At 58.9% G+C, this 25222-nt stretch carries 21 protein-coding genes; 4 read left to right on the forward strand and 17 right to left on the reverse strand.

The window, feature by feature from the left end:
* Window position 1: 1 nt before the first annotated feature.
* From NSJP_RS00640 to NSJP_RS00685, 10 genes are all read right to left on the reverse strand, one after another.
* Window positions 2–1054, reverse strand: a complete 1053-nt coding sequence (locus tag NSJP_RS00640) for a hypothetical protein (protein WP_080885022.1) — start codon at window positions 1052–1054, stop codon at window positions 2–4.
* Window positions 1055–1059: 5 nt separating this feature from the next.
* Entirely contained in the window at window positions 1060–1392 is a 333-nt protein-coding gene (locus NSJP_RS00645) for a PCP reductase family protein (protein WP_172834061.1), read from the reverse strand.
* Between the two features lie 171 nt (window positions 1393–1563).
* Window positions 1564–2277 carry a DUF420 domain-containing protein gene (locus NSJP_RS00650; protein ID WP_080885024.1) on the reverse strand — a complete coding sequence of 238 codons (714 nt, stop codon included), beginning with the start codon at window positions 2275–2277 and terminating at the stop codon, window positions 1564–1566.
* Window positions 2278–2284: 7 nt separating this feature from the next.
* A complete protein-coding gene (locus NSJP_RS00655; RefSeq protein ID WP_172834062.1) occupies window positions 2285–3271 on the reverse strand; it encodes a methyltransferase in 987 nt (328 codons plus the stop codon).
* Between the two features lie 230 nt (window positions 3272–3501).
* Entirely contained in the window at window positions 3502–4296 is a 795-nt protein-coding gene (locus NSJP_RS00660; RefSeq protein ID WP_080885026.1) for a hypothetical protein, read from the reverse strand.
* 173 nt (window positions 4297–4469) lie between these two features.
* The gene (locus NSJP_RS00665) at window positions 4470–5858 is read right to left on the reverse strand and encodes a HEAT repeat domain-containing protein (RefSeq protein WP_080885027.1); all 1389 of its coding nucleotides are present in this window, start codon (window positions 5856–5858) and stop codon (window positions 4470–4472) included.
* 26 nt (window positions 5859–5884) lie between these two features.
* Window positions 5885–6466, reverse strand: a complete 582-nt coding sequence (locus tag NSJP_RS00670; protein ID WP_155969725.1) for a hypothetical protein — start codon at window positions 6464–6466, stop codon at window positions 5885–5887.
* A gap of 262 nt (window positions 6467–6728) precedes the next feature.
* Entirely contained in the window at window positions 6729–7655 is a 927-nt protein-coding gene (locus NSJP_RS00675; protein ID WP_080885029.1) for a carboxypeptidase-like regulatory domain-containing protein, read from the reverse strand.
* A gap of 25 nt (window positions 7656–7680) precedes the next feature.
* A complete protein-coding gene (locus NSJP_RS00680; RefSeq protein WP_231989449.1) occupies window positions 7681–8643 on the reverse strand; it encodes a carboxypeptidase-like regulatory domain-containing protein in 963 nt (320 codons plus the stop codon).
* Window positions 8644–8779: 136 nt separating this feature from the next.
* A complete protein-coding gene (locus NSJP_RS00685) occupies window positions 8780–13624 on the reverse strand; it encodes a multicopper oxidase domain-containing protein (RefSeq protein WP_080885030.1) in 4845 nt (1614 codons plus the stop codon).
* Window positions 13625–13930: 306 nt separating this feature from the next.
* Between NSJP_RS00685 and NSJP_RS00690 the strand changes: the two genes are divergently transcribed.
* Window positions 13931–15754 carry an APC family permease gene (locus NSJP_RS00690; protein ID WP_080885031.1) on the forward strand — a complete coding sequence of 608 codons (1824 nt, stop codon included), beginning with the start codon at window positions 13931–13933 and terminating at the stop codon, window positions 15752–15754.
* Window positions 15755–15756: 2 nt separating this feature from the next.
* On the forward strand, window positions 15757–16881 hold the full coding sequence (locus NSJP_RS00695; RefSeq protein ID WP_080885032.1) for a PKD domain-containing protein: 1125 nt from the start codon (window positions 15757–15759) through the stop codon (window positions 16879–16881).
* Window positions 16882–16983: 102 nt separating this feature from the next.
* On the opposite strand, the gene NSJP_RS00700 is transcribed toward NSJP_RS00695, so the two are convergent.
* The gene (locus NSJP_RS00700; RefSeq protein ID WP_080885033.1) at window positions 16984–18552 is read right to left on the reverse strand and encodes an aKG-HExxH-type peptide beta-hydroxylase; all 1569 of its coding nucleotides are present in this window, start codon (window positions 18550–18552) and stop codon (window positions 16984–16986) included.
* A 646-nt stretch (window positions 18553–19198) separates the two neighbouring features.
* Between NSJP_RS00700 and NSJP_RS00710 the strand changes: the two genes are divergently transcribed.
* Together NSJP_RS00710 and NSJP_RS00715 are read left to right on the forward strand one after the other, a co-directional pair.
* Complete coding sequence (locus tag NSJP_RS00710; protein ID WP_080885035.1) at window positions 19199–20641, forward strand: Rqc2 family fibronectin-binding protein; 1443 nt, start codon at window positions 19199–19201, stop codon at window positions 20639–20641.
* An 87-nt stretch (window positions 20642–20728) separates the two neighbouring features.
* Window positions 20729–21229 (forward strand): response regulator, encoded by a 501-nt coding sequence (locus NSJP_RS00715; protein ID WP_080885036.1) that lies wholly within the window; start codon window positions 20729–20731, stop codon window positions 21227–21229.
* 169 nt (window positions 21230–21398) lie between these two features.
* On the opposite strand, the gene NSJP_RS00720 is transcribed toward NSJP_RS00715, so the two are convergent.
* From NSJP_RS00720 to mobB, 6 genes are all read right to left on the reverse strand, one after another.
* On the reverse strand, window positions 21399–21731 hold the full coding sequence (locus NSJP_RS00720) for an RNA recognition motif domain-containing protein (RefSeq protein WP_080885037.1): 333 nt from the start codon (window positions 21729–21731) through the stop codon (window positions 21399–21401).
* A gap of 289 nt (window positions 21732–22020) precedes the next feature.
* Complete coding sequence (locus NSJP_RS00725; protein ID WP_231989450.1) at window positions 22021–22812, reverse strand: ABC transporter permease; 792 nt, start codon at window positions 22810–22812, stop codon at window positions 22021–22023.
* A complete protein-coding gene (locus NSJP_RS00730; protein ID WP_080885039.1) occupies window positions 22809–23225 on the reverse strand; it encodes a hypothetical protein in 417 nt (138 codons plus the stop codon). The genes NSJP_RS00725 and NSJP_RS00730 overlap by 4 nt, the downstream gene beginning before the upstream one ends.
* Before the next feature lie 18 nt (window positions 23226–23243).
* Entirely contained in the window at window positions 23244–23978 is a 735-nt protein-coding gene (locus NSJP_RS00735; protein ID WP_231989451.1) for an ABC transporter ATP-binding protein, read from the reverse strand.
* A 16-nt stretch (window positions 23979–23994) separates the two neighbouring features.
* Entirely contained in the window at window positions 23995–24702 is a 708-nt protein-coding gene (locus tag NSJP_RS00740; RefSeq protein ID WP_080885040.1) for a cytochrome c3 family protein, read from the reverse strand.
* Window positions 24686–25210 carry a molybdopterin-guanine dinucleotide biosynthesis protein B gene (gene mobB, locus NSJP_RS00745; RefSeq protein ID WP_080885041.1) on the reverse strand — a complete coding sequence of 175 codons (525 nt, stop codon included), beginning with the start codon at window positions 25208–25210 and terminating at the stop codon, window positions 24686–24688. The genes NSJP_RS00740 and mobB overlap by 17 nt, the downstream gene beginning before the upstream one ends.
* Between the last annotated feature and the right edge of the window lie 12 nt (window positions 25211–25222).

The raw sequence follows: 25222 nt of genomic DNA on the forward strand, positions 1-25222 counted from the left end.
GTCAGACCTTTGATGTTGATGGCGCGGCCAAAGAGGCACCCGCGCCGGACTTTCCCAATATACCCATGACAAACGGACAGCGGAGCATCGCCGTGCTCACTTCGGGTGCTTGTTGATCCTCAATATGGCGACGGTGGCCTAGATAATAGCCGTACAAACCCATCAGCGCCCCGACTATTCCGCCGGCCGCCGCCGCACACCACGTTGGAACACCCGGCTCTCTTGCCACAAAGATGACAACACCCGCCGCAACCAGGTAATAGGTCGAGGCAAACGCCATACCTGGCCACCACCAGTACTTCAGGGACTCGCTGAGCTTGGTGCCGAGCAATCCGGAAGTCCACGGTACTTGCGGTCGAACGCCGCTGAAATACGCGCCCAAGGCAATGGTTCCTCCCACCAGGGTGACTGCGGTCACTTGCACGATCAGCGCGAGCTGGCCTGTCTGCACACCGTGCCCCAGAGAGGCCACGAGAGCTCCGGCGAGCAGACCCGTCGCGACCCAGGGTCGCCATGGTGCAGATCGGGAGCCGATCAATTCACGCAACGACGCTCCGTTGGGAAAGGTGGTGAACGGCCGTCCCATGATCTGCATTTTCCTGACATGTCCGATCTCAAACGCATCACGGGCCACGGCCGTACAGGAAATGATCATGGCCATCATCGCCGGACCATCGGGATGTTGGAGATAATCATAGCCAACGAGCCAGAGCAGCGAAAGAACGAGAAGAGACAACTGCACCCCATAGGCAAAACCGATCCAACCGGCAATCCAACTCAATAGGCCCGCACCGTCTTGCTCGCCCATGGTCCGCCAGTCGGAGGCACGACCGACGCGATAGGCAGCCGCGGCGGTCACGACTCCCAGCGCTCCGCAGGTCACGAGGAGAACCCAGGGCTCCGACAACGGCAGGACGTGCTTGGCCAGTCGATAGCATCCGAAGGCCACCATACCCGGCGCAAACATGACGATCCGCTTTTTCTTGCGGACTGCGTCCTCCGTGACGGCCAGACTGAGGCTGGGCAAGACCCGCAACACCATCCGATGCAACATGGTCCTTACCGCCTGTCCTTTGCCGCGCCCATTCCGAAGTACCGAGCCTTCACTTCTTCCATCAGGGCGACCGTGATACGGGTGTCCCCCCGTTCCACGGCGGTCCGCTCCAATTCGATTTTTGCCATCGCACGGACGGCGGACGGCACATTATCCAAACGACGCTCGGCTTCCGGTTCCCACTCGATCCGTTCGCCGGTCAAGGGGCCCAGCAGCCTGTCGTAGGTGACCACCCGTTCGTTGCCTGCACGCAAACACTGTTCGACGTCCTCCCGGACCAACTCCGCCAGGTACGGCGGCATGCGCTCCAACCGGTGCAGTGCGTCGTCCGTCCACATCGTGCGGTCGATTAGGCCTCCAGGCTCACCCGCCGGCACCTCAACCCCGACCCTCAAACCACAACCCCGGCATTCCGAGCGTACAAACCACTGGGGGGATGCGCCGTCGTCGACCCGCTCCTCAATGCCCTCGCTATGCATCCAGCGCCCGCATCCGCAGGTCAGCATGGTCTAGCCTATTTTGCCCGGATACAGGATGTACAACATCGTGTAGGTGAAGCTCCCGGTGACGAACAAAATGCAGTAGATGATCATCGTGAATCGCCCGAGCGCCCGATGGCGCCGCGCGCCGTTCGGCCAAATTCGTTGAATGGTCGTCTCAATGCCAAGAACAAACGCCACGAGAATCAAGAAGCCCAGGTAGACTTCGAACTTTCGCATGGAAAATCCGGCGGTCGCGCCCCGCAATGCGAAGGCCAGTACCGCTACGGCCGTCGTTCCCCCCATGATCATCCCGATCCGTTTCCATGTGGTCACGAGGGGCGTCTCGCTCAGTTGCCGACGATTTCCGATAAACATCTGGGCACGAAAACCAAGAATGATCATGTAAATCGCCATGACCAGGCCGATGATGACCAAGATGATATGAAGGATAAGAACTGGAATAAACACGTTGTCGTATAACGCCTGAGAGCCTCCGAAACCTTCTTTGCCCTCCACCGCCAGGACGCCGAGCTGTCGAAAAAGGTAATAAGCGATGAAGAAGGACAACATGGCGATCATGCCGCCCAGCATCAGCCAGTGATGCGCGTCGGCCTGCCGCTTCTTTGCCTGAAACCATCCGATCACAAACAGCCCGGTGAACAAGGTTGCCATGAGCTGACTCAGGTCCGCCCCGATGGTCGCGTGAGTGCCGAGAAACCCGGGATCCTTCAACCAATCCATGATGACCTTACCCGTGACCTTTCGTACCCAGAACAACGGCGGTCGGCTCCAGTTCCACCGCGGAAACAAACCCGGCGCGGGTCATCCATTCAATCGCGTCGGTAACTTTGTAGCAGCCGCCCTGCTGGGTATTGATGAGGATATGCACCGCGAAGGCGGTCGTCCAAGCCGGTCCCGTTCCCGTCTCGTTGAGGAAACGGTCCTTGATGATGAGTCTCCCGTCCGCGGCCAAGTGCGCAAAGACCTTGCGAACCAGCGCCGCATTCGTCTCGAACGATTGATAATGGAGAATATCCGACATGAGGACGACATCATAGGGTCCGCCCAGTCCGTCTGCATTGAAATTGCCTGCTCGGAGCGAAATCCTCGACTCGAGGCCCGCTTCTTTGACGGTCTTTTCCGTGAGACGCAGCGTGGCCGGCAAGTCAAAGACGGTGGCGGACAAGTCAGGATAGACGCGGCAGAACGCAATCGCATTGGTACCGGCGCCTCCGCCCAAATCCAACAGACGAATCGTCCCCGTCAAATTGACCCGTTTGGCAAAGTCCGGTCCGCTTTGGCGGCCGATCCGATGGAGTACGGCCAGCACGTTGCCTCCAAGGTCGGGGTCGGTTTCGAACACGTGGCGGTCGACGGAGCGCTGTCCCGTGCGGATCGTCTGCTCGAGCGTTCCCCAATTCTCCCATTCCGCGTCGTGAAGGAGCAGGAGATGTCCGACGAAGTCGGACGAATGCCGTACCAAATGCTTGTCGGTGACGGAAGAATTGCCATACAGGTCGCCGTCCTTGGTCAACAGCCTCATGGCAACTAGGGCGTTCAGAAGGAGCGAGAGCGTGGGTTCGTGTGCTCCGATGCGAACGGCGATCTCACCGGCCGTCCTTTTCTTGCCGTCGAGCGCGGTGAAGAGATCCAGACGAACCGCCGTCAACAGAATTTTGGTTTCCCAGTAGTAACCGAGTTGGAAGATTTCCGCGAGCGAGAGTTCTCGTGACACACCCATCCTCCCAGCTGGCCCTTGCAGGATATTCAAAAGACAGGCCGTCCGATTTCAATATCCTATGGGGGGAAATGCCGTTGAAAGACCGCATCTTACCTAGATCGAAAACGCAAACGCAAGGCGGGGGCACCGCGACATGTCGCACAAAACGCTCAAAAACACGAAGGGCAGCGGAACTTCCGCTGCCCTTCGCCATCGACGAGGCTGTCGTCGAGAACCGAATCGAGTTACTTGATTTCAGCCTTGAGGTTCGCCGTTCCGCCTTCCGGAACTTCGACCTCGAACTCCACCTTCTTGCCCTTGGCGGCGAACGGATGCCAGGCCACGACCTTATGCTTGCCGGCCGGCACATCCTTGAGTTCAAACGATCCGTCTTCCTTCACCACGACGAAATGCGGATTCGTCACGGGCAGGAAGAAGGACTGCATGAACTCGTGCTGGTCGCACTGCAACCGATAATAGCCTTCCTTCTCCGCGCCTCCGCGGAAGGTCACCGGCTTGTCCAACTTGTCGCCCTTCTTGGCAAGACCGATGTTGAAACCGGTCGCCGAGGTCGAACCCTTCACGGTGAAGCTATGCGGATTGTGCAATACGCCCGCGGTCGACTTGGGATCGTCAGGATCCGAATCGGTATTTTCAACCTTGAACGGCCTGGTATTCACCACCACACCGCTGAAAGGCAGAAATTCGCAAAAGGCCGCCGTCACTTCCGTTCCTGCATACCCGTCCACGAAGGCCTTGTCTTCAATGTCGGTAACAGCCACGACCGCACCCTTCAAGCCCCCGTCCTTGCCGACCTCGACGGTCTTCAAGAACCGCTTGTCGCCGTCCATCAAGGACTTGTTGGGGTTCTTCGGGCAGAACTTGGGGTTCGGGAACTTCGAGAAGAGAAACTCTTTCTGCTCGGACTTCCCGCCGTAGGTAACCTTGCCGGAGATGGTTCCACCGGCAAATGAGATGACAGGCGTCGCAATGAACGCGACGGCTGCCACACCGAATACGACTGATAACGCACTCTTCATGGGACTGCCTCCTTGTGATTAAGAATTCCCGTTTCCCGGCTCGCGTTTCCCTGTATCTTCCACCGGCCTATTGAGAGAAAAGCCCTGACTATTCCTCTCTGGTTACCTCGATAGTGAGATGCGGGCAAGGCTGGTCTTGGACCCACATGTATATAAAATTTTACCGTATGCTGTCAATTGCCGACAACCGGGTGAAAACCGCTCTTGGAAGACCGTTTGCCTTGCAGTAGACGCAGAATGGCCCCTCCGGCGGTTGTCCGAACGGCCTCGTTTTGGTCATGGAGCGCCTCTTTCACGAGCAGCAGCACCGAGGGATCACCGATTCTTCCCAGTGATCTGACGGCCACAATCTTCGGCCCCGGGAGCGGATCCGTAGACAGATTCCCAAGGAACGACAGGGCGCCGGGCACGTTGCCTTTTGAGGCTTTACCCAAGGCATGCGCGGCCGAGGTCCTTGCCCCCGGATCGCTCTGTTGGGTCAACCCCCGTATCGTCGGCGCCACAGTCTCAAACGGTTGACCGAGCTGAAGCAATGCGGCGGCCGAAGCGGCCCGCACGGAAAATACCCCGTCCTGAAGCGCCTGATCGAGAGCCGGGACCGAGGCGTCATCGCCAAGATCGGCCAGAGCCGAGGCCGCGGCTTCGCGGACGGCCGGCACGGGATCGCGCAACAGTCGTTGAATGTCCTCGCGTGCCTCCCGTCGCCCCAGATGTCCCAACCCCCTGGCCGCGGCCCCTCTGACCGAGGGCTGCTTGTAGCTCAGCGACTCCAGCATGATCGGTACCGCGCGCCGGTCTTTCACGTCCGCCATCACCCGGATCGCCTCGGCGCGGTCCTCCGGATTCACCGCATCCGCTGCCCGACGCAGCGCGTCCCAGGCTTCTGCGCGTCCGTGCCGCAAGAGCGCGCCGAACGCGGCGATCCTGACCGTCGGCAATTCGTCCTTTGAAGCCTTTTCCAGCAGAGGAACGACGGACGGATCGCTGCTGCGTCCCAGCGCCTTGACCACACGGGCCTTGACGAGCCCGGCTTGATCGTCAAGGGCTGCCCGCAATTTCGGCGATTTCCGTCCGGCTTCGGTTCGACTCAACCCTTCCACCGCAAGCATGCGAACAGGACCCGACCCGTCGCTGAGTCCGTCCTCAAAATAGGGGATGAGCTCTTCCGAGTCGGCTTCCTTCAAGGCCGTAAACGCCGCCCCTCGCATCTGTTCGCGCATATCCTTCAACATCACGGTAATGAATCCCAACGCGACATCCCGAAGCAGCGGCGTCTCATCTTGATTGGCGACTCGCTCAAGCCGGTCATATTCCTCCAAGGCCTCCTTGGGATTACCCAATTTCAGCAGCGATCGAACCTTGAGCCGGCGAACGTCGGACGCGGAGGATGCTGCGCCGTCCAGCTTGGCAATTTCATCCAATACGGTTTGGTATTGCTGCTTGTCGTACAATCGCTGAATCTCGCCCGGCACAGCGGCCAGCGCCACAGCTCGGTCCGGGCCTATCCCCACCGCGATCGTGAGTGCGACCGCCAGCCATATCCGATTCACCACGTCGGTCATCTGATGCCTCCGGAATTCACAAACCGTTATCCCTGTCGCTTCTTGGTCGTACCGATGCTGCGCTTCCGATACCCCGGCGGCTCGTCGAAGTAGAAGGAAGGCTGCGGCGAGAACCGGATCCGTTGATATTCGAACGTCCAATCACGGTCCCGGCTCACCAGTTTCAAGACAATACCGGTTTCCACGTCCACCCACTCGTAGAATCGTTCGACCCGTCCGTCCTTTTCCGTTTGCACTTCATACAGACGCGTCGGCCGCCCTGCCGCCGTCGCGTCACCCACCAGCACGCGTTCGCGCTCTCCCGATAGTTCGGATTGGAACGGGAGGACGTCATCGGCATCGAGCGGCATGATCAAGAGCTCTTTTTGCTGTGCGAGAACATACCAGGCTTCTCCTAAGTCGAGCCTGATGATTTCGATTGCGGCATAGCCATGATCGGTGCGAACGGCATATTTGTATTCCAACCGCAGCCGGTTCCCTTTTGAAAAAATCTGGGCCTGATGTCGTTGGCCGTTCACCTGCCTGACAAGGCTGCCGGAAAAATCGGGGGTTACCGGAGAGGATTCCGGCTGGGCGGAACCCGCCGAGGTTGTGAGGCACAGGGTCATCGCAAGCACAAGACCGAGATATCTCGATGTCTTCGCACAGGCACTCCGCATGACCCGCGCGAGTCGGCCCCATCGTCGCTCAGACCGGCGCTCTAGCGAGGGTCGAGGCCCGGACTCCACATGACAAGCGGCCCGGACGGCAATTCCCGTAGCATGCTGCCCGATCATCTTGGGAGAACTTTGAGGTATGACGCGATCGCTGACAGGGTGCGCATCACGCCAATAGAGATGGCAGGCTGACCCGCGATCGAATCCGCACCTCTTACTGTTGGTGTTCGACAAGCGGGGTAATCTCGACGGAGTAGCCGAGGGATTCGGGGCCAAAACGGGGATTGTGCATGACTTTGTAGGGAGTACGATTCCCTTTGGGCGCCGGTAGTGACAACTGTTCAACGATCGTGCCGTTCGGTTGTACAGTTATCATCTTTGCGGAACCGGGCCCCGTCTGGGGATGCCACACGACCAATTGGTAGGTGCCGGGGGGAACGTCCCCGATGGTGAATTTCCCGTTTCCGTCGGTCAGCGTGTAATAAGGATTGTTGACCGCCATGGCCCAACTCTCCATGTAGGCGTGAAATCCGCACTGCATGTAGAACGTCCTGCGCCCCTTGTTGAGATAGACGGGCCCGACGAGCGACTTACCCGGGGCATGATTGTGAATGGCGTGAAGATCGCCGCGCCTGTGCTGCTGGTTCATGACCAACGGCGTGTTGAATAACACCCGCGCGCCCGCCTCGATGGAAGTCTCGTACCCTTGAATGTCGTGCATGACGGGATCCATGTTGATGACTTCCACGGCATGGCCGTTGCGCACGATCGTCACGAACGGCGTGAACATGCAATCCCGGGCCTCGATCAAGGGAACGGACACCTCGAACGGCTTGCCCGCTTCGACGCCCTCCAGCAAGACGATCGCATCCTTGAGACCGTTGTTCTCGCCCACGACGAAATCGTGAAGCAGCCGCCACCCCTGCCCGTTTGAGATGCGACCGCAATAGGCCGGGTCCGGGAACGTGATGAGATTGAATCCCTTGGGCTCCGGGACCGGCCCATCAAGGACCACCGTACCTTCGATGGTCCCTCCGCGCTGCACGTCGACCACGTTATAGGAAAAAGCAGGGGCAGAGGACCAACTCCAGAATAACCCCATACACGCGAACACAACGAGTACGGATCGCTTTGGCGTCATGATCCCCCCTCTGATATCGGATCGTTCAAGGAATCTGAAGTTCAAGCGTAGGCCTGATGTCGACGGACTTCCCCAGAGCCTGCAATCCAAAATGCGGGTTCTCTTCGATTTCATGCGCACTGCGGCGTCCTTTGGGTGATTCAAACAGGAAATCCGCCCTCACCGTTTCCTTGGCGGGAACGGTAATTTTCTGCTCCAGGACAATTCCGACGCCCGGGTGCCAGGCAGTCAGCAAGTACTCGCCAGCCGGGACATCGGTCAATGAGAAAGAGCCGTCTTTTCCGGTCACGTGATAATAAGGATTCTCGACGGCCAACCCCCAACTTTCCATGTAGGCGTGAAATCCGCATTGCATGACGAAAAACTTCCGGCCTTTCGTCATGCGAATGGTCTCCTTGATCGGCTCGCCAGCGAGATGTTCATGAGAGTCGGCCCCGACATTCCGCTTGTGATGAGGATTCATGGGAAGGGGGGTGTTGAACAGGACGCGAGGCCCCAAATGGGACGTTTCATAGGCTTGGATGTCGTGCATGACCGGGTCCATGTTCATGATCACGACGTCCGCTCGATCTTGGACGACCGTCACGAATGGTAGAAACCGACAATCCCTTGCTTCGATCGTTTGCGGTTCAAATTTGAACGGTTTCCCCTTTGGAACATCCGAAAGCAACACGACAACGTCCTTGAGTCCTCCGTCGGCCGCCACCTCGAATTCCTTCAGAATGCGCCAGCCGGTGCCTGTTGAAATTCGTCCGCAATAGACGGGATCGGGAAACGTAATCAAGTTGAACCCCTTGGGTGTGGGTTTCCCGGATGTCATCTTGACCTTTCCTGTGACAGTACCTCCATCTACGACCTGCGCCTCTTCATAGGCCCAACCCAGCGACGCGCCCACCGCCAACCATGACCAGAGAGCTATTATCACCACCCGTTTCATTTCACCCTCCACAAAAATGAGTCCTTCGAATACGAGATACAATTCTGCCATCGTACCAAAAGCCCTCATCAAAGAAAAAGGGGGAGGCCACAAGGCCTCCCCCTAATCCACATTTGCAGAGCAATGAATGAGCGGGAACAAAATCGATGGGTCTTGCAAGAAGCAAGACCCATCGTGGATTTTGTTCTTATTTCGCCGCGACCGGAATCGCATGCGCCGCCTGTTCAAGCGACGCGCTCTTCATCCCGGCACCGGCACCGGCCAACGGCAACAACCGCTGGTCGCCGGCCGGCAATACGCGCAGGTAGCCCCACTGACCGGATTGGGAATACGGCAACCGCTGGTTGCTGTACACGTAATCGCCCGGCAATCGGTAGGGTCCACCGGCTGACGACACGAACGCATCGAGCACTTCCGAGCCGGAGAACTCGACCACGCTGATCTGGTCGGCACCCCGCATGAAGGGCTCGATCGGCCATTCATGTTTCTCGATGCTGAACATGCCGTTCTGTTCATTGTTCGCCCCGATGACGTGAATTCGAACCGGATCGCCCGCGTGCGACTCGATGATGGGAGTCGCAGGATCTTCCGGCTTGTCCGCCTTACAGGGCTGGAATACTTTACCCAATGAACAACCCTGTTCTTCACGATACTTGTACGGCTCCGACCGATAGTTGATACCAGTCAGGCCCGCGACATTCTGCACGTACGGCATGAAGCTCGTGCCGATGATGTTGTCTTCGTCTTGGAAGAACAACGCCACGTCGCGATAGTTGGCTCTCATCTCATTGCCCGGCACGGTACGATCGATGATCACGTCCGCTGCCCAGGCATTCTTGTTCGTCAAATCCGCGCCGGTCTTCGGATCCCGATACTTGGAACCCTTCGGACCGACCACAACCGCCCCGAACAATCCGTTGCGTGGATTGGTCATGACATTGCCCCAATCCCACACCAGAGACGTGGTCTCGCCGTTGAACGGATCCGCGTAGTACGTGTAGGTCCGTTCTCCGCCGGACGCAATCGTTTGATCGCCGGGGTTGTTGCCGACGTTCGCACCCATCGAATCCTTCGGATCAAAGGCCAATCCGATGGCCGAGAAGGACGCCTTGCTGGCCTTCATCTTGTTTTTCAGATTGACTTTGACGCAATCGCCGATATTGACGCGGAGCGTCAGCGGCATCGGGTGCGCTTCTCCTGACACCTTGGCGACATCCTCCTCCAGGGCGTAGATCTTGGCCTCGGGATTGGTGATCTGGATCTTCCGCTCGAAGTCCACCTCGATCGACTCGGGCGCCTTCGCGTTGAACTTCATGGACGGATAGTCCATCGCCACCACGTTGAAGGTCTTGACCGGCGCATCAGCCGGACAAACCGGTAACGCCTTCGGGATTTCGCCTTTGACGGAGAATCCGGCCGGCAGCTTCTTCAGATCGGGCTGCTCCTTGTCGTACACACGGATAATGCCCCAGCCGCCCTCCGAAAACTTCGAGGACCGGCCGTTGAAGTGGATATAGTCCCCGGCCAGATGCCGAGGGCCGCCGGCTTCCGGCACGACCAGGTCGTACCGTTCGGCAATTCCGATATGGATCGAGTTCTTGCGGTTCGCATCCGACGCATAGCGCTCAGACCAGAAGGTGTGACCGGACAAGGTCCAAGTCATCGTCTCGTTCATGAGCGTATGCAGAAGACGGAATACCATCGTGTCTCCCGTATACGCGCGCAAAAGCGGCGTGTAGGGATCCCCGTGAATCTGGCTGTTGAAGGCCTGCGAGACATCGGGATTGGTCGCCAACCGCTGTGCGATCGGACCCGCGCGGAAGTTCAAGCCGCTTCCCGTCGTGTGGGTGCCGCCGTTCAGGAACGGCATCGGCGTCATGTACAGCTTTTCCGGCATCATGAACGAGACGGTCTTACCCGCCTCCAATGCCACTTCGATCGGCTGACCCGGCGGATTGCCGGCCGTCACGATGTTGACGGTATGCGGTACCGTATCGTGCACCTGCACCATCAGTTCGCGGAAGCTGTTGTTCACGCCGTGTCCGACCGGCTCGTTGGTATGGATGTCGGCGATCGGGCCGCTCCACACCAGTTTTCCGGTCTTCGGATCGTGATAGGTCGAGCCGACCGGCTCGGCGATGAACGTGCCGAACCCGCCGTGCGGCCACGTCGTCGCGCCGAAAGCGTGATCGTGCCAGAACACCGTTCCCACGTCCGCATCAACCCAGAACCGCTGCCGGACGAATTCCACCGTCACGATGTCGTTCGCCGGATGATCGTTCTTGAGTCCCTTGGCCAACGTGAGCGTGTTGCCACTGATGGCCTTGATCCGGGACACCTCGTTGCCTTTCACGTTATCGGCTCCCACGAGGATCAGAATGCCCACATGGTACTGCTTGGCATTCTTCACCGTGAGGGTGGTCGAGCCCTTCTTGGCGGCGGCCGACAACACCGTATTCATCGGAGCCGGAAGGCCCTTGCCGTTTTTCTTTTCCAGCATCGTGAACGGACGCACGGACTGTTCATACGAGAAGCCCGTGATCACGCCGTCCGACGCCTGGTTGTCGAACTGCAGGAAATGCCAATGGGTATTGATCTTTGACGACTGGAAATTCGTGTAGTCGTCGTCGTCCCACTCGCTGGTCAACGTCCAATCGACGCAGTCATAGATGTTGCCGCGGACCACCAGCGGATACTTGAGATCGTCATTCGCCCGGATGGCCGCCTCTTCTTCATGAAGCACGTAGATCAGCCCGTTCGGGTCCACGACCGGCGGCTCCTTGCCTTGCGCCTTGGCGATCTTGATCGGCAATTTGATGAAGTGCACGTTGTAGCTCTTGCGCCCGGCGTTGACCGGACACAGGCTCCAGTTGCCCTGCTCGCCCGGCGCAGCCTGATCAACGCTTTCCTCGCCGTTGGCATCGCGGCGGATCATCTCCAACCAAGGCGCCCCGACGTGGTTCGGCGAGAACATGACGCGTTTGCCGAAGTGCGGTGTCAAATGCGGCCACGCCACCTTCCCTGTCAACGGCTCGAACATAATCGGGTGCCGCTTGCCGGGATGGCTCGACTTGTACTTGGGGTTGTCGATCGTGCTTTCCTTCTCGCTCATGGCACGACCACCTTCCCACGTCCAGTCGAGCACCGTGGCATCATAGGAGACGATCTGACCCTTTTCGTCGTCCTTGTGTCCGGGCTTCCCTGAAGTAGGAAGCTGCATTTCGACCCAATCCTTGATCGTAATGGTGGCCGGGTTTCCCTTCCAGTTGCTCTTGCCTTTTTCCACAATTTTGAACTGGGTCCCGAACCAATCGACGGTCTGGCCGATCAACTTGTCGGATGAAACCGGAGTCTTGATGCGGCCTTTGCGATCGGGAAGCTCGCGCAGATCCGGCATCACGTCGTTCCGCAGGTCTCCCTGCTGGATCGTGTTGTACACGCGCCAGTATCCCCACATGCCCGCGACATAATGGTGCGCCACGTGGCAATGGAAGAGGAAATCGCCGGCCAGCTGCTGACAGAGTCCTGATCCGCACTCCGTTTCCAGGTCGAGCGCCTCAGACGGGCCGATGACCTCGACGTCGACGCGATCGGTCTTGGCACGAATCACCGGATACTTGACCGGTCCGTTCACCGCGGTGGCCCACAGGTTCATATCGTCGATCGCCCGCGGACTGCGCGGCCATCGAATCGTTCCCCCATGCGGATGGTGGCTGTGGAACACTTCCGAGCCGCCGTGCACCAGCCGGAACTTCGCGGGATCGCCCATGTAGGAACGGGGAATCGTCGGAGAAGGATCGCCGAACGTGTAGGAGCTGTACCCCATCGATTCATCTTCGAAACCGAAGTACTCGTGCTGCACGTGCATGTTGTTGATGCCGAAGGGCTCGCTGCGATAGTTGATCGCACGACCGCCCGGACGGTAAGCGTCGGTCAGGGGGTCACGCTGAGGAAGAAAATCGCCCTTCTTGTTGACCGGCCGAAACGCCTCGTCGCCGACTTCGTGATAAATCAGGACGAATTCACGGAAGTCCGGGCCGGTGCCATTCTGAATCATCACCTGCCAGCCGCTGTTTGCAGGCGTCGCATCTCCGGAACCGAGCGCCTCGAGATAGTTCGATCCCCTGGGCTCGACGACGAACGCGCCGAACATGCCCATGACGGTCAGTTCGCGATCCTGGCTGAACGTATGGAACTGGCGGACGCCTTCCTGGGTGCTGGGGTGGATATACCACTCGAAATCAACGGTCTTCTTCTCATCGACGATGGTATCGGGATTGGTCGTCGTCGCCGCGGCACCCGTGGCGGTCACGACCATGCTGGATCCATGGATGTGCAGGCTGACCGGTCCGCCGCCTTCTTCCAGCTTATTGGTCAACTTGATCTTGACGCAGTCACCCTGGTTGCCGCGTATGACCAGCGGCTGAATCCACTGCGCCTGCACGCCCGGAATCACAGCTCCAGGATCGAACCCTTCCTTTTCACGAGCATCCTTGTTCTTAGTCTCTTCCGCCCGGACTTTATCGAGATTCTCCTCGAGTGCGTACATGTACCCGGGATAGTAATCCAGCCACTGATTGAGAGTAATCTCGACGTTGATGGCGGCGACGTTATATTGCTTGACCGGTGCGGCGGCAGGGCACTTGCCCCCTCCCGTCGTGGAAACGGGCTCCACTCGTGGATCGGATACCAGGAGCATGTCCTGTCCACCGGCTCCATACTGATGCATCATGGAGGTGGTGTTGTACATGCCGGTATTGATGCCTTGAACCTGCGGGTCTTGAGCCAGATGCTCCATGACGCGCTGGTGCTGCTGCTCGACCATTGCGGCCCGCTGCCCGTTTCCGGACATCGTATCTTCCACAATAGTCTGTCCCTTGAGCTGCTCCGCCCACGCAGGGAGTTGATGCGTCATCGCGACGTGCGATGTGGAGTCCTCAGCGGATGCAAACGGGGCCCAGAGTAGAGCCGCAAGTGCGGTTGCGCCGAGGATGCGGGTAAAAACACGATCCTCTGCCTTGTGAAAAACCATGGACTGGCCTCCTTGGTGTTGATGGGTAACGAAAAACAGAACTCGTGCGGGAGAGGATGAACTCGGTATCACGGTCGAACCTAAATCAAATTCGCGATAATCGCGCCAACGACGCTATTGATGGCGAAATGTACTGAACTCGGCAACCTCTGTCAACCCCGACATTTTTTGACGTTGATCGCTCGACACACTGAGCGGTTAAACGATTTCATTGACATATCACGGTCCATGATCGACGCGAGCGAACGATGGCGTCACCGTAACGGATTTCTGCGCCAGGATCGGAGTTTATGAGATAATCACGCCATGATCCTCAAACGTTGGCTCGTCGGCGATCCCCTCAAAACGGCTCAGGCCGCCAACGAACGTCTTTCCAAAACCATCGCGCTGGCAGTCTTTTCCTCCAATGCGATTTCCTCTGTCGCCTATGCGACGGAGGAAATCCTCTTGGTGCTGATTCTCGCCGGCTCCGCCGCACTGGCCTGGTCCATTCCAGTGAGCCTGGCGATTTTGTTCCTGGTGATCGTGCTCACGATTTCCTACCGCCAGATCATTTACGAGTATCCGGAAGGAGGCGGCGCCTACATCGTCGCCCGGTCCAATCTCGGCGATATGCCGGCCCTGATCGCCGCCGCGGCCCTCATGATCGACTACGTGCTCACGGTCGCGGTCAGCGTGGCGGCTGGCGTCGCCGCCATCACATCGGCGGTACCAAGCCTGTACGCCCATCGCGCCACTCTGGGATTGACGGCCATCCTGTTCATCGTGGTGGTGAATCTGCGTGGAGTGCGGGAGTCCGGAAAGTTCTTTGCCATCCCGACCTATTCGGCCATCGGCGCCCTGGGCCTGCTGGTGCTCATCGGCACCGTTCAATCCCTGATCGGCTTCGTCCCCGCCGGTTTGTCCGAGTCCACCCCCTCGATCCCCGCCGGCGTCGAAAGTCTCACGCTCTTTCTGATCCTGCGTTCATTCGCCGCCGGCTGCGCGGCGGTCACAGGAATGGAAGTGATCTCGAACGGCGTGAAAGCCTTCCGTCATCCCGAATCGAAGAATGCCGCGACGACCATGATCTGGATGTCAGGCATCCTGGCCTCGCTCTTCATGGGCATCAGCTGGCTGGCGTATCACTACGGCATCACGGCAAAGGAACATGAGACGGTGGTCTCGCAGCTCGCCCGTCTGACGTTCGGCACGGGAGTGGTCTATTACACCATTCAAGTCGGCACCATGCTGCTCTTAGTACTGGCCGCCAACAGCGCATTCGCCGGCTTCCCTCATCTGTCCTCGATTCTGGCACGGGACGGATTCATGCCGCATCAGATGGCGACCTTCGGCGACCGCCTGGTCTTTTCCAACGGCATCATTATTCTGGGATTCTTCGCGTGCCTCCTGCTCGTGCTGTTTCGAGGCGATACCCACGCGCTCATCCCGCTGTACGCAATCGGGGTGTTCGTATCCTTTACCCTCTCTCAAGCCGGCATGGTCCGACGGTGGCTGATCAAGAAGGGGCATCACTGGCGCAAAAAACTGATCGTCAACGGAGTGGGTGCGGTCGCGACGGGCATCGCCACGATCATCATCGCCAGCACCAAATTCATGCAGGGCGCATGGATCGTTTTTCTGCTCGTGGCCGTGTTGATCATGATGTTTCGGGGGATCCGCTCACATTACCAGGCCGTGGCCGAGCAGGTGGCATTATCCCGCGACGCACGGCCGCCTCGACCGCGCAGAAACCTCGTGCTCATTCCCATCGGTGCAGTGAACAAAGCCGTGGTCCGGGCAGTCGACTACGCCAGGAGCCGCGGCGGCGAAGTGCGCGCCGTCCTGATCGACGTCGACAAAGAGGAAACGGCTCTCGTGGAGATCAAATGGGCGCAATGGGGATGCGGCGTGCCGCTGGTCGTTCTTCCGTCACCCTATCGTTCGATCCTCCGCGCGCTTCTCGGTTACGTCGAAGAAAATCTCAACAAGGATCCCGACTGTTGGATCACCGTGGTGCTGCCGGAAATTCTTCCGGCCCGCTGGTGGCAAAACATCCTTCACAATCAGCGGGCCCTGCTGCTCAAGGCTTCGCTCCTGTTCAAGGACCGCGTCATCTTGACCGATGTGCCCTTTCACCTGACGAGGTGACCATGACACCCGCATCGACGACCGCAGAACGCGCCACGATCCGGCTCGCCGTATTCACGTTCTCGGCGGCTCTCGCGCTCATCCTCACGACATGTCCGGCCCACGCCTTCAAGGTCAAGGAACCGGCCGAAGGGTCGTCGTTGACGGCGGGGCAGACCGTCACCGCCCACGTGGATCTGGAGAACGACATCGGCATCATCAAGGTGCGGTACTACTGGTATCGGGAACAAGATGAAACGTTGGTGCAGCAGGACGAGATCGACTCAAGCATCTCGAAATCCGAGGCCAAGATCTCCGTGGACAAGTTTCTGCAAAAGGATTCGGTGGTCGGCGGCGCGGTCGTGGCAGTTCCGGTCCTCGTCTCGACCGGCGATCAAGATCCCGCGTTTGGCGGTGCCCTTAAGGTTCCGTCCGAGGCGATCGGCCCGATGCGGCTGCTGGCGGTCGCGGAAATCTCGCGCGGACGCCTGGGCACAAGAACCGTCTTTGACGAGATCATCGTCACGGTCGACCCCGGCGCGGCTTTGCAGAACATCGATTTCGAGACCGAAAAGCCTCTGCTCCTCGGACGAGAGGGGCAATTGGCCACCTACGGACAAGTGGACGTTCTCGGCAAGATCTTCGAGCTTCCGGTCGTAGGCGAGTTTGCCGACGGGATTACCAGGCCCTTGAGCACGCCGGCCAGCGGAACGAGCTATCAGTCGTCGAACGAAAAGGTGATCCGGGTGCTGCAGGACGGCATGCTCAAAATCGTGGGGAACGGCAAGACCGTGCTCACGGTGAAGAACAGGGGTAAGGAGGCCGCGCTGGACGTCACCGTTGCCGTCGGTGACGAACCGAACGAGCCGCCGGTGGCCGTCGCCGGCGCAAATCGCACCGTCAGATCCGGCGCCAAGGTGGAATTGAATGGCCTGAGCAGCCGCGACCCCGAAGGCGAAGCGCTCTTCTATGCTTGGAGCCAGGTCCGCGGGGCAAAGGTTCCTCTCCTGGACCTCAACATGCCAAGGGCGTCGTTCGTCGCCCCGTTCGTCTCAGAGCCCAAACTCTTCCGTTTCAGGCTTCGTGTGACGGACAAAAAGGGCGCGGACTCGTTGCCGGCGTTTGTGGACGTCACGGTCGAGCCGTAGCGGAGCCGCACGGTATCGAACGATACTCTTCGAAATTGATTGTGAATCCTGCCGTTAGGCATCGCTCGTGCCCGCACCTCGCCAGCTGCGGGAACCGCGCTATCAGGCCTTGCTCAATCTCACCGGCCCGTAGGTTTGGCGGGCCGCATGAAGCTCTTTGATATGTTTGCGGAGGGTGGGGCCGAATTTTGACGCGAGCACTTCGTTTCGATGGCACATGATACGTTGCTGGGCTTTCGAGATCTCCTCTTCGAGCTGCCGAACCAGCCGGGCACCAGACCCGGTGATCCATTTGAGATGCCGTCCCGCATAGTCGAGATCTTGGAGTGAATACCGCACCGATTCAATTTCCTCGAAACAGCGAAATCGCGCACGGAGGAGATCCCGCCGGGTCAGCCCGGACGCTTTCCATTCGCTCATTCCCCTCGCCGTTTCAGCCCAGGTGGACAGACGCTCGAACAGCACCGCCCCCACCGTAAAAGTAAAAGTGGCGTGCAGGATGCCGCGGATCGGCCGCAGGCTGCGGCGCCACGGCGAGTAGAAGATCTGCTGGTTACGGTCGCCGCGGTACATGACGTGCTTGCGCAGCAACAGGTTCAAATGGTGATGGCTGTTTTCGTGGATCAGATCGTCGATCAAGTCCAGATTGTCACGGTCGAAACAATTGATGAATGACAACCCCGGTCGATGCCGATAACTGAAACTCACAACCCCTGCGGCATGCAGAGGAATCACCCGCGACGTGAGTAGGGCCAGGACTTCATGGCCTTCGGGCCATGCCAGCCGTACGGTGCGCCAGGCCCGGCCGATGCGATCCACATGACCGGAACTCGTCGGCCTCACGGCCTGAGGTCGTCGCTCTTTGTCATAGCGCAACGTCGGACCGACCGTGGGAAACTGTTGCCGGGCATCGGTCGCCGCTACCGCCTCCCTTTTTGTCCAATGCCATTCGATGCGATGGCCATGAAGCGTGCAGATTGGAAAGCGCCGGCCTTTCTTGAGGGCAACCCCGTCTCGGTCGATCTCGAACGTGACGGGACGCGCTGCCTGGCGCACGGCCTGGACGACAGACGGAGGAACGACCAATGTGTCTCCCGTTGTTCCGTTCGGAACCGTCCACGCCGGCTCCGCCCGCTCGACATGCTGGTCCAGAGTTCCCGGTACGCACCAGACATCCAATCGCCGTAGTCTGGTCCACTGGATCGCCCATCGAGGCTCGAAGAACAATGATTCCTGTGTCACCTCACGGGCCAATCTTGCACAGAGCCATTGCAGTCTCACGCTCAATCTTCCCGGCCGTCCTGGTCCTTGCGGGAACAACTCGTCCAGATAGCTGCTCTCGAAGAACTTCTGTTCACATTCCACGAAAAGCTGTTCGGCGAACTCGCGTGGATCGTCCTCCCTGCCGGCTTGCTGAAGGAGGTCCAGAAAGTACACCAGATCGTTGAGGGCTTCGATCCATCCGACGACCTTCCAATTACAGAACGCACGCTCCTCAATTGCTTGGGCAACGAAATGGAAATAGTCCGCCGGCAGACCGAATCGCGCCGACAGCTGCGGATAGTCGTCAGCGAGTTCCCGGCAGAGGTCCAAGAGCAGCCGCTTCATGGATCGCCGGAATTCACTCTGCAAACAGGCGAGTGCGGTGGCATCGAACAATGGTGTGGTCACGCGAGCCTCCGAAAGACAACGCGTGACTGTACCGAAGCCTGGAACGATCGTGCAAGGACACCGGGGCGGTCGGCGGTGACGGGTACACCGATGGGGGGTGGAGAGTCCAACCCCCGTTACGCGGGCACTTTGTCTGTACGCGAAATGGACGGTGAAAGACTTTTGACCTTCGACCACGAATCTCTGAGGTCGCGATGCTGTTGAATCAGCTGGTCAATGATGTTTCCGCAGGACACGCAACGCCACCCCTTCATCCACATCGGAATACTGCTTTCCTGCATATCGATCAAGTCATCAGGGACCATGAGTCCTTCACATTTCGTGCAATGCATGGCCTGCCTCCCTCATTGATGACGGATGTCCGCTGAGTTCTCGTGCGCCGGCCCTACCTGGCGCTGTACAACCTCGCGCAGTAGACACAAGCAATCAGGATGCCACGGATTCATACGACAGACTTGCCAGTTTTCATGGGTGATCGTAGAGTGCCTCACCTGGGCATGCACAGATCGGTCTGTCAGGTGACCGATTTCGCCCTCTGAGCGATCCTGGACGGGAAGGACCGATCCCTGACCAGTCCACGGAGGCCAGTAGTGCATCTGACAGGCTGCATGATATTTCCTGCAAAATACGGCGGTGACAGCGCCCCATGTCTTTAACGGATCTTGAGATCACTCATGTCCTCGCGGAAATCCAGGCCACCGTCGGCACAGGCTGGCTCCAACGGATCTTCCAGCCTGACATCCACGTACTCGTATTCGAGATCCGCATACCGGGGCGGACCCATCGACTGTTGGTGTCCTGCCAGCCGGACTGCGCAAGGCTTCATCTCTTGACTGGTCAGGTACGGAATCCGCCTAGGCCTCCGGCCTTTTGCCAATACCTTCGAGCACATATTCAGGGGGCCCGTATCGACGGGTTTTGCCAGATCCCCGGCGACAGAATCGTGGAATGGCGGCTGACCACCAAGGAGGGATCACGCACCCTGCTGTGTCAATTGACGGGAAGGCAAGCCAATGTCTATGTCCTGGACCCCACGGGGGTGATTCTCAAAGATCTCTTTGGAGATCGCACACTGGTCGGCACGCACTACCGGCCGCCCGGCAGACCCGATCACACAGGTCGCAACCGGACTTCTCGTTTTCCCGCCTCCAACGATTCGGGGGACTGTCCGATCTCCGCCGCCATCGAACATCATTATCAGGACCGCGAAGCTTCCGCGACGCTGGACCAGATCAAAGACATCCGGCGGCGGGCGCTCAAGAAAACCACTCAGAAAGCGCAGCGTCGCATCGAAGCCTGGAGGCAAGACTTAGCCAAGGCGACCCGGTTCCAAGAGTATGCCCGCTACGGAGAATTGCTGAAAGCCAACCTGGGGATGATTAGGAAGGGAATGGATCAGGTCCTATTGACCGATTATTTCGACCCAGAGATGCCTGAGATCTCCCTTCCACTCGATGGGACGAAATCCGCTCAAGGGAATATGGAAGAGTACTTCCGGAAATATCGCAAGTATTCCGCCGCACAGCAGGAGTTGCAGCCCCGCATTGCGCAGGCCGAGCAGGATCTTGCAGAGCTCAGGCAGGAGTTGGCCGATATGGAACAGGGAACCTGGTCACCCCCGGTCAGTGAACCCGCCTCCGGCACACTCCGCCCAAGCAGACGCGCCAAGGCTGGGCAAGCGAATCAACGGCGCGCGCCATTCAGGCGGTTCGTCTCGACCGACGGTCTGGCCATTCTGGTCGGGCGCAACGCCAGGGAGAACGATGAACTCACGTTCGGCCTGGCGAACAGCGATGACCTGTGGCTGCATGCGCGAGGAATTCCCGGCTCCCATGTCGTCGTGCGAATGGAGAAAGGCACGGATGTACCTCCGGCCACCCTGCTGGACGCGGCGACACTGGCCCTCCTGTACAGCGACCTCAGGAAGAGCGGCAAAGGCGAGATCATCTATACGAGACGCAAGTGGGTCAGGAAGGCAAAAAACCAGGCTCCGGGAGCGGTGCTTGTGGCGCGTGAGCAGTCTCTGACGGTCCGCTTGGATCAGGTGAGGCTTGCTAATTTGAAGGAACGAGCCAAGGAGAACACTTAGTTCAAAATTCTCTTTTCATAGGGTTTCCACGATCTCTGGACTATTCTGGTCTGATACAACCACAGCCATCAGACCAGGAGCCTAATCATGCCGACATTCGCCGCTCAGACTCAGACCGTTCTCGTTGTCGATGACGATCCCGGCGTCCTCTCGCTCTGTCGCACATTGTTGGAACGGGCCGGGTTTTCAGTCCTGCCGGCTGCAGGAAGTTCGGAGGCCTTGAAGATCTGTAAACACCATTCCGGTACCATCGACATCATGGTGACGGACTTGGTGCTTCCACCTCCGGAGTTCTCGTTCGCATCAGGAGGCAATGAGTTTCCTCACGTTCACGGACATGAGCTCGCCGTTCGCGCCCTCGGCATGCGGGACAATCTTCGGATCCTGCTGATGTCGGGCAACGTCGAGAAAGACCTGGCCGGCTATGGCATCAGGAAGGGATCTCTCCCCTTTATTTCCAAACCTTTTGATAATGTCGCGCTGATCGACCTCGTGCGTCGGACCTTGCAAGAGGCACCACCGACCAAGGAGTCGCTGCTGCAGGAACATCAGGACAAACACAACGGAACCGACGAATGGTTCGACTGATTGGCCCGACCGTCCTATTATTCGGTTGATACCGGCCACCTTGCCGACCGGTGATCCATCGGGGTTGCCGATGGGTCGTACGATCGTGCAACCGGATAAGCAAGAAGGGGGCTGCCGTCGTCCGACGGCAGCCCCCTTCTTCTTTACACATACGACCTGATCTTATCGTTTACCAGCGATCGCGCTTTCCTCCGCCACCGCTCCGGCCCCCTCCGAATCCACCACGCCCTCCTCCGCCTCCGCCTGCACGAGGTTCTTGAGGACGCGCTTCATTGACCGTCAAGGTGCGGCCTCCCATTTCCGATCCGTTGAGCGCAGTGATCGCGGCTTGGGCTTCCGAATCCGAGGACATCTCGACGAAGCCAAACCCGCGGGACTGTCCCGTGAACTTGTCCGTAATGATCCGAGCCGAGGCCACGCCGCCGTGCACCGCGAACAGATCACTCAACTGCTGCTCAGTTGCCGAATAGGGCAACCCACCGACGTAAATCTTCGAACCCATGTGGGGTTCCTCCTTATGAAAATGATGACATTGTCTTGAACACGAGCACCGGGGGAAGGGGCGGCCGAAGACGCGAAGGTTGTGGCGACTTGGGTCTGACTTCCGACGAAATTCCCGGACAAGGCAACATCAATGTGGCGGGTCTCCTTCTCTTGCACCCCCTTCACCGCGAGACCCGTACGTATGAAGTTAGAGCAACCCTAGCACAGGGTCTGGTGGATTACAACCGAGGAGGTGGGCTTCGGCCATTAGGAGGAGGAACGTAGGAGAGGCTCGATCATATCGATGGCTATTCACCAATCCGAACCAAGGAACCTTGCACCTTACAATACGCAAAGGTCTTGTAAAACAAGACGATCATGCCCATGAGCATGACCGCGTTGAGGCTGCAGGCCCAGATCAAGTTAGCCACCGGCGCTCCGGTGCCGTTCAATACAGCCCGCATGCCTTCAAATACGTGAGCCGCTGGATTGACCCAGGCCACGGCCTTGAGCCAGGTCGGTAACACGTCGAGCGGATAAAAGACGCAAGAGATCGGCTGAAACAGAAAGACCATACTCCAGGCAAGCACCTCCGCCTCCTGCCCGAACCGCATGATCAACGACGTCGTCAAGACTCCGATGCTCCAGCCGGTTACGACCAGATTGACGACGAACGGGAACAGCCACAACCCCATCACCAGAACATTGTAATCGTAAAACAGCCAGGCGCAGACGCCCATGACGAGGGATACGCAGGTCACCTTGAAAATGCTCATGGCGATCGTGGCCGCAAGAAATTCCGCTGGGGTCAGAGGACTCGCAAACAGATTCATGAGATTCCTCGCCCAGAGCTCCTCGAGAAAGGAAATGGTGATCCCTTGTTGCGACCGAAACAGCATGTCCCAAAGAATCAGGGCGCCGAGAAAGAACGTCACGAATCCCGGTACGTGAGGCTGGTATTTTGCCAGATACAGCGTGATGAACCCCCAGATCACCAGATCCAGGAACGGCCAATAAAAAATCTCCATGATGCGGGGCAAGCTTCGTCGATAGAGATACAGATGGCGCGATACCAGTGCGACGACCCGATGGAGTTTCACCCGCACCCCCCAGCGTCGCCCGATTCATGTTCATGGTCGCACCCGCCGCAGCCTCGATGCCCGCCCAGCAATTCTTCCATGAGGTGGCGCATGCCGGCGAATACGTGAACCCCGGCGCGCTGGCCATCCGGAGCGTTGCGAAGCCCAAGCACAAGAAGCACGAGCGGCATGACCAGCAATCCCAGCGTGAATAGTCCGGTCGACTGAATGCCTCCGCGGGCCCAGAACAGGCCCGCGCCCAGCACGAGCGGCAGCCCGCCCACGAGGGCGCTATTGGCCACCACGCGCCATGTGCAGGTTCCCCGCGTCAGGCCGATCGATCCGACGACCAGCCAGAAGAGCCCCCAGCAGAGGCTGAGTCCGAGCCCCCCGGCCGCCGCGCCGAGAGCGAAGTCTATGATTGTGTCCTGCACGGCGCTCCCTTCATCGATTCAGCGCGATTCCCGCGCAATTTTCAAGAACACTTCCTCGAGGTCGGCTTCACCGAACCGCGCCACGATTTCCCGGGCCGTCCCCTCTGCGACGATTGTCCCTCGCTGCAGAAAAATGATCCGATCCGACATGTCTTCCATCTCGCGCATGTTGTGCGAGGTATACAGGATGCTGAGGCCGGACGAACGGCGTTCCTCTTTCAACAGCGCGCGGATCTTGTGCGCGATGTCGGGATCCAGGCTTGCCGTCGGCTCATCCAGAAACAGGATCTTCGGCTCGGTGAGAAAGGCCTTGGCCAATGTCAGCCGGGTCATTTGTCCGGACGAGAGCTTTCGCGCCACCTTCCGGCGGATCTCTTCCATCTCAAGCTTCTTCACGATGTCGTCCACCCGCCGCTCGATGTCCGTCAAACCGTAGAGCCTGGCCACGACCCAGAGGTTCTCCTCGACGGTCAGGGCCAGAGGCATGGAAATGTATGTCGAAGAGAAGTTGACCTGCTGGAGGATCTCCTCGCGATGGGACGCCAGTTCCAGCCCGAACATTTGAATGGATCCCGATGTGGGGGTGATCAGTCCCAGCAGCATCTGCATCGTGGTGGTTTTCCCCGCGCCGTTCGGACCGAGCAAGCCGAGGATCTCTCCCGGCTTCATGACGAAAGAAATATCCTGCACGGCGGTGAACTCGCCGAATTGCTTTCGGAGTTTGGTCACGCTCAGGACGGGCGGGGTCATCATGGGACGATGAGCCGGTCTAGAATGAGAGGAAACTTTTGAGCTTGTCGGGCAGGTGGCATGTCTCGCACTTTCGATCCAATAGTTTCCCTTGGTGCTCGGTCTTGCCGTCGTGACACCGGAAACAATCTTTAAGGGCCCGCTCCCGGAGATACGATCCGTCCGGATGGTCCGGAAGCCACGGTTTGCTGTCGGCCGAGACATGACCGCGGGGCAGCACGATCGGATACCCCTTGATCGGTCGCTCGTGGACAACCCCCGAGTGGCAGCTGGTACAACCGTCCCCACGCCCCTGCAGCCGGAACGCCTCCATGTGCTTCCGATGGCTCATCACCAACCCGACGTCCCGGACCGGTGGAGGCAGATCACGAGGCGCCACCTCCGACACCCGAAGAATGTTGCGATGGCAACCCAGGCAGACGTCGGAATCAACCGAGGCCTTCAGATTATGCGCATCAGTCGGTGTGCCGAACGTATAAATGAAGACATCTCGCGTTCCCGCCCAGACCTTGTCATGAAGCCAGCCTTCGACTCCGGGCCGCACATGGCAGGCCACGCACGTGACCTCCTTATGGGACGACGCCGCCCAACTATCATACGAGGGCGTGATGTTGTGGCAGCTCGCGCAAAACTTCGGATGGTTGGTCAGGGGAACGGCCACTCCGCCCAGCGCCAAGGCACCGGCGATAAGTACCGATATGGTGATCGCCTTAGGCCTCCAGCTCATGCGCCGCGCGTGGTCGCCGCAAGGGGAACCGCTTGATGATAAGCGCGGCCACCCCCGTGACGTCGTTGAGATCGAAGGTGGGCACCCCCAGGTCCACGGGTTTGTCGGACACTACGGCGAGCAAGCCCTCCTGCGAAATCGGTATTTCTCCGATTTGCTCGCGGACGATCACGACCTTCGGATGACCTTCGTGCTTCCATCCTTCGGCGAGGATGAGGTCATAGGACTCGTCGAGGAAGCGACCGCGCACGTCCTCGACCGTCAATTGATCGGACACATCGGCGAACATGGCCATGCTGCCCTTCGACAGGATGACGACGCTGCTGGCCCCGGCCTGTTTGTGTCTCCAACTGTCTTTGCCTTCCGTGTCGAGATCAAACCCATGGCCCGCATGCTTGACCGTCGCGATCTTGTACCCGGCCTTGACCAATTCGGGGATGATTCGTTCGATGAACGTCGTCTTACCGCTGTTTGATTTTCCGACGAAGCATACGATGGGTACGACCATGGCTTGGAATTT

Source organism: Nitrospira japonica (assembly GCF_900169565.1).
In the GTDB taxonomy this organism is placed as follows: Bacteria; Nitrospirota; Nitrospiria; order Nitrospirales; family Nitrospiraceae; genus Nitrospira_C; species Nitrospira_C japonica_A.

What these genes read in the sequence shown, in the direction of transcription:
- NSJP_RS00640 (WP_080885022.1), bottom strand. Translation starts at nt 1,054, where the DNA reads ATGTTGCATCGGATGGTGTTGCGGGTCTTGCCCAGCCTCAGTCTGGCC.
- NSJP_RS00645 (WP_172834061.1), bottom strand. Translation starts at nt 1,392, where the DNA reads ATGTGGACGGACGACGCACTGCACCGGTTGGAGCGCATGCCGCCGTAC.
- NSJP_RS00650 (WP_080885024.1), bottom strand. Translation starts at nt 2,277, where the DNA reads ATGGATTGGTTGAAGGATCCCGGGTTTCTCGGCACTCACGCGACCATC.
- NSJP_RS00660 (WP_080885026.1), bottom strand. Translation starts at nt 4,296, where the DNA reads ATGAAGAGTGCGTTATCAGTCGTATTCGGTGTGGCAGCCGTCGCGTTC.
- NSJP_RS00665 (WP_080885027.1), bottom strand. Translation starts at nt 5,858, where the DNA reads ATGACCGACGTGGTGAATCGGATATGGCTGGCGGTCGCACTCACGATC.
- NSJP_RS00670 (WP_155969725.1), bottom strand. Translation starts at nt 6,466, where the DNA reads ATGACCCTGTGCCTCACAACCTCGGCGGGTTCCGCCCAGCCGGAATCC.
- NSJP_RS00675 (WP_080885029.1), bottom strand. Translation starts at nt 7,655, where the DNA reads ATGACGCCAAAGCGATCCGTACTCGTTGTGTTCGCGTGTATGGGGTTA.
- NSJP_RS00680 (WP_231989449.1), bottom strand. Translation starts at nt 8,643, where the DNA reads ATGGCAGAATTGTATCTCGTATTCGAAGGACTCATTTTTGTGGAGGGT.
- NSJP_RS00685 (WP_080885030.1), bottom strand. Translation starts at nt 13,624, where the DNA reads ATGGTTTTTCACAAGGCAGAGGATCGTGTTTTTACCCGCATCCTCGGC.
- NSJP_RS00690 (WP_080885031.1), top strand. Translation starts at nt 13,931, where the DNA reads ATGATCCTCAAACGTTGGCTCGTCGGCGATCCCCTCAAAACGGCTCAG.
- NSJP_RS00695 (WP_080885032.1), top strand. Translation starts at nt 15,757, where the DNA reads ATGACACCCGCATCGACGACCGCAGAACGCGCCACGATCCGGCTCGCC.
- NSJP_RS00710 (WP_080885035.1), top strand. Translation starts at nt 19,199, where the DNA reads ATGTCTTTAACGGATCTTGAGATCACTCATGTCCTCGCGGAAATCCAG.
- NSJP_RS00715 (WP_080885036.1), top strand. Translation starts at nt 20,729, where the DNA reads ATGCCGACATTCGCCGCTCAGACTCAGACCGTTCTCGTTGTCGATGAC.
- NSJP_RS00720 (WP_080885037.1), bottom strand. Translation starts at nt 21,731, where the DNA reads ATGGGTTCGAAGATTTACGTCGGTGGGTTGCCCTATTCGGCAACTGAG.
- NSJP_RS00735 (WP_231989451.1), bottom strand. Translation starts at nt 23,978, where the DNA reads ATGATGACCCCGCCCGTCCTGAGCGTGACCAAACTCCGAAAGCAATTC.
- NSJP_RS00740 (WP_080885040.1), bottom strand. Translation starts at nt 24,702, where the DNA reads ATGAGCTGGAGGCCTAAGGCGATCACCATATCGGTACTTATCGCCGGT.
- mobB (WP_080885041.1), bottom strand. Translation starts at nt 25,210, where the DNA reads ATGGTCGTACCCATCGTATGCTTCGTCGGAAAATCAAACAGCGGTAAG.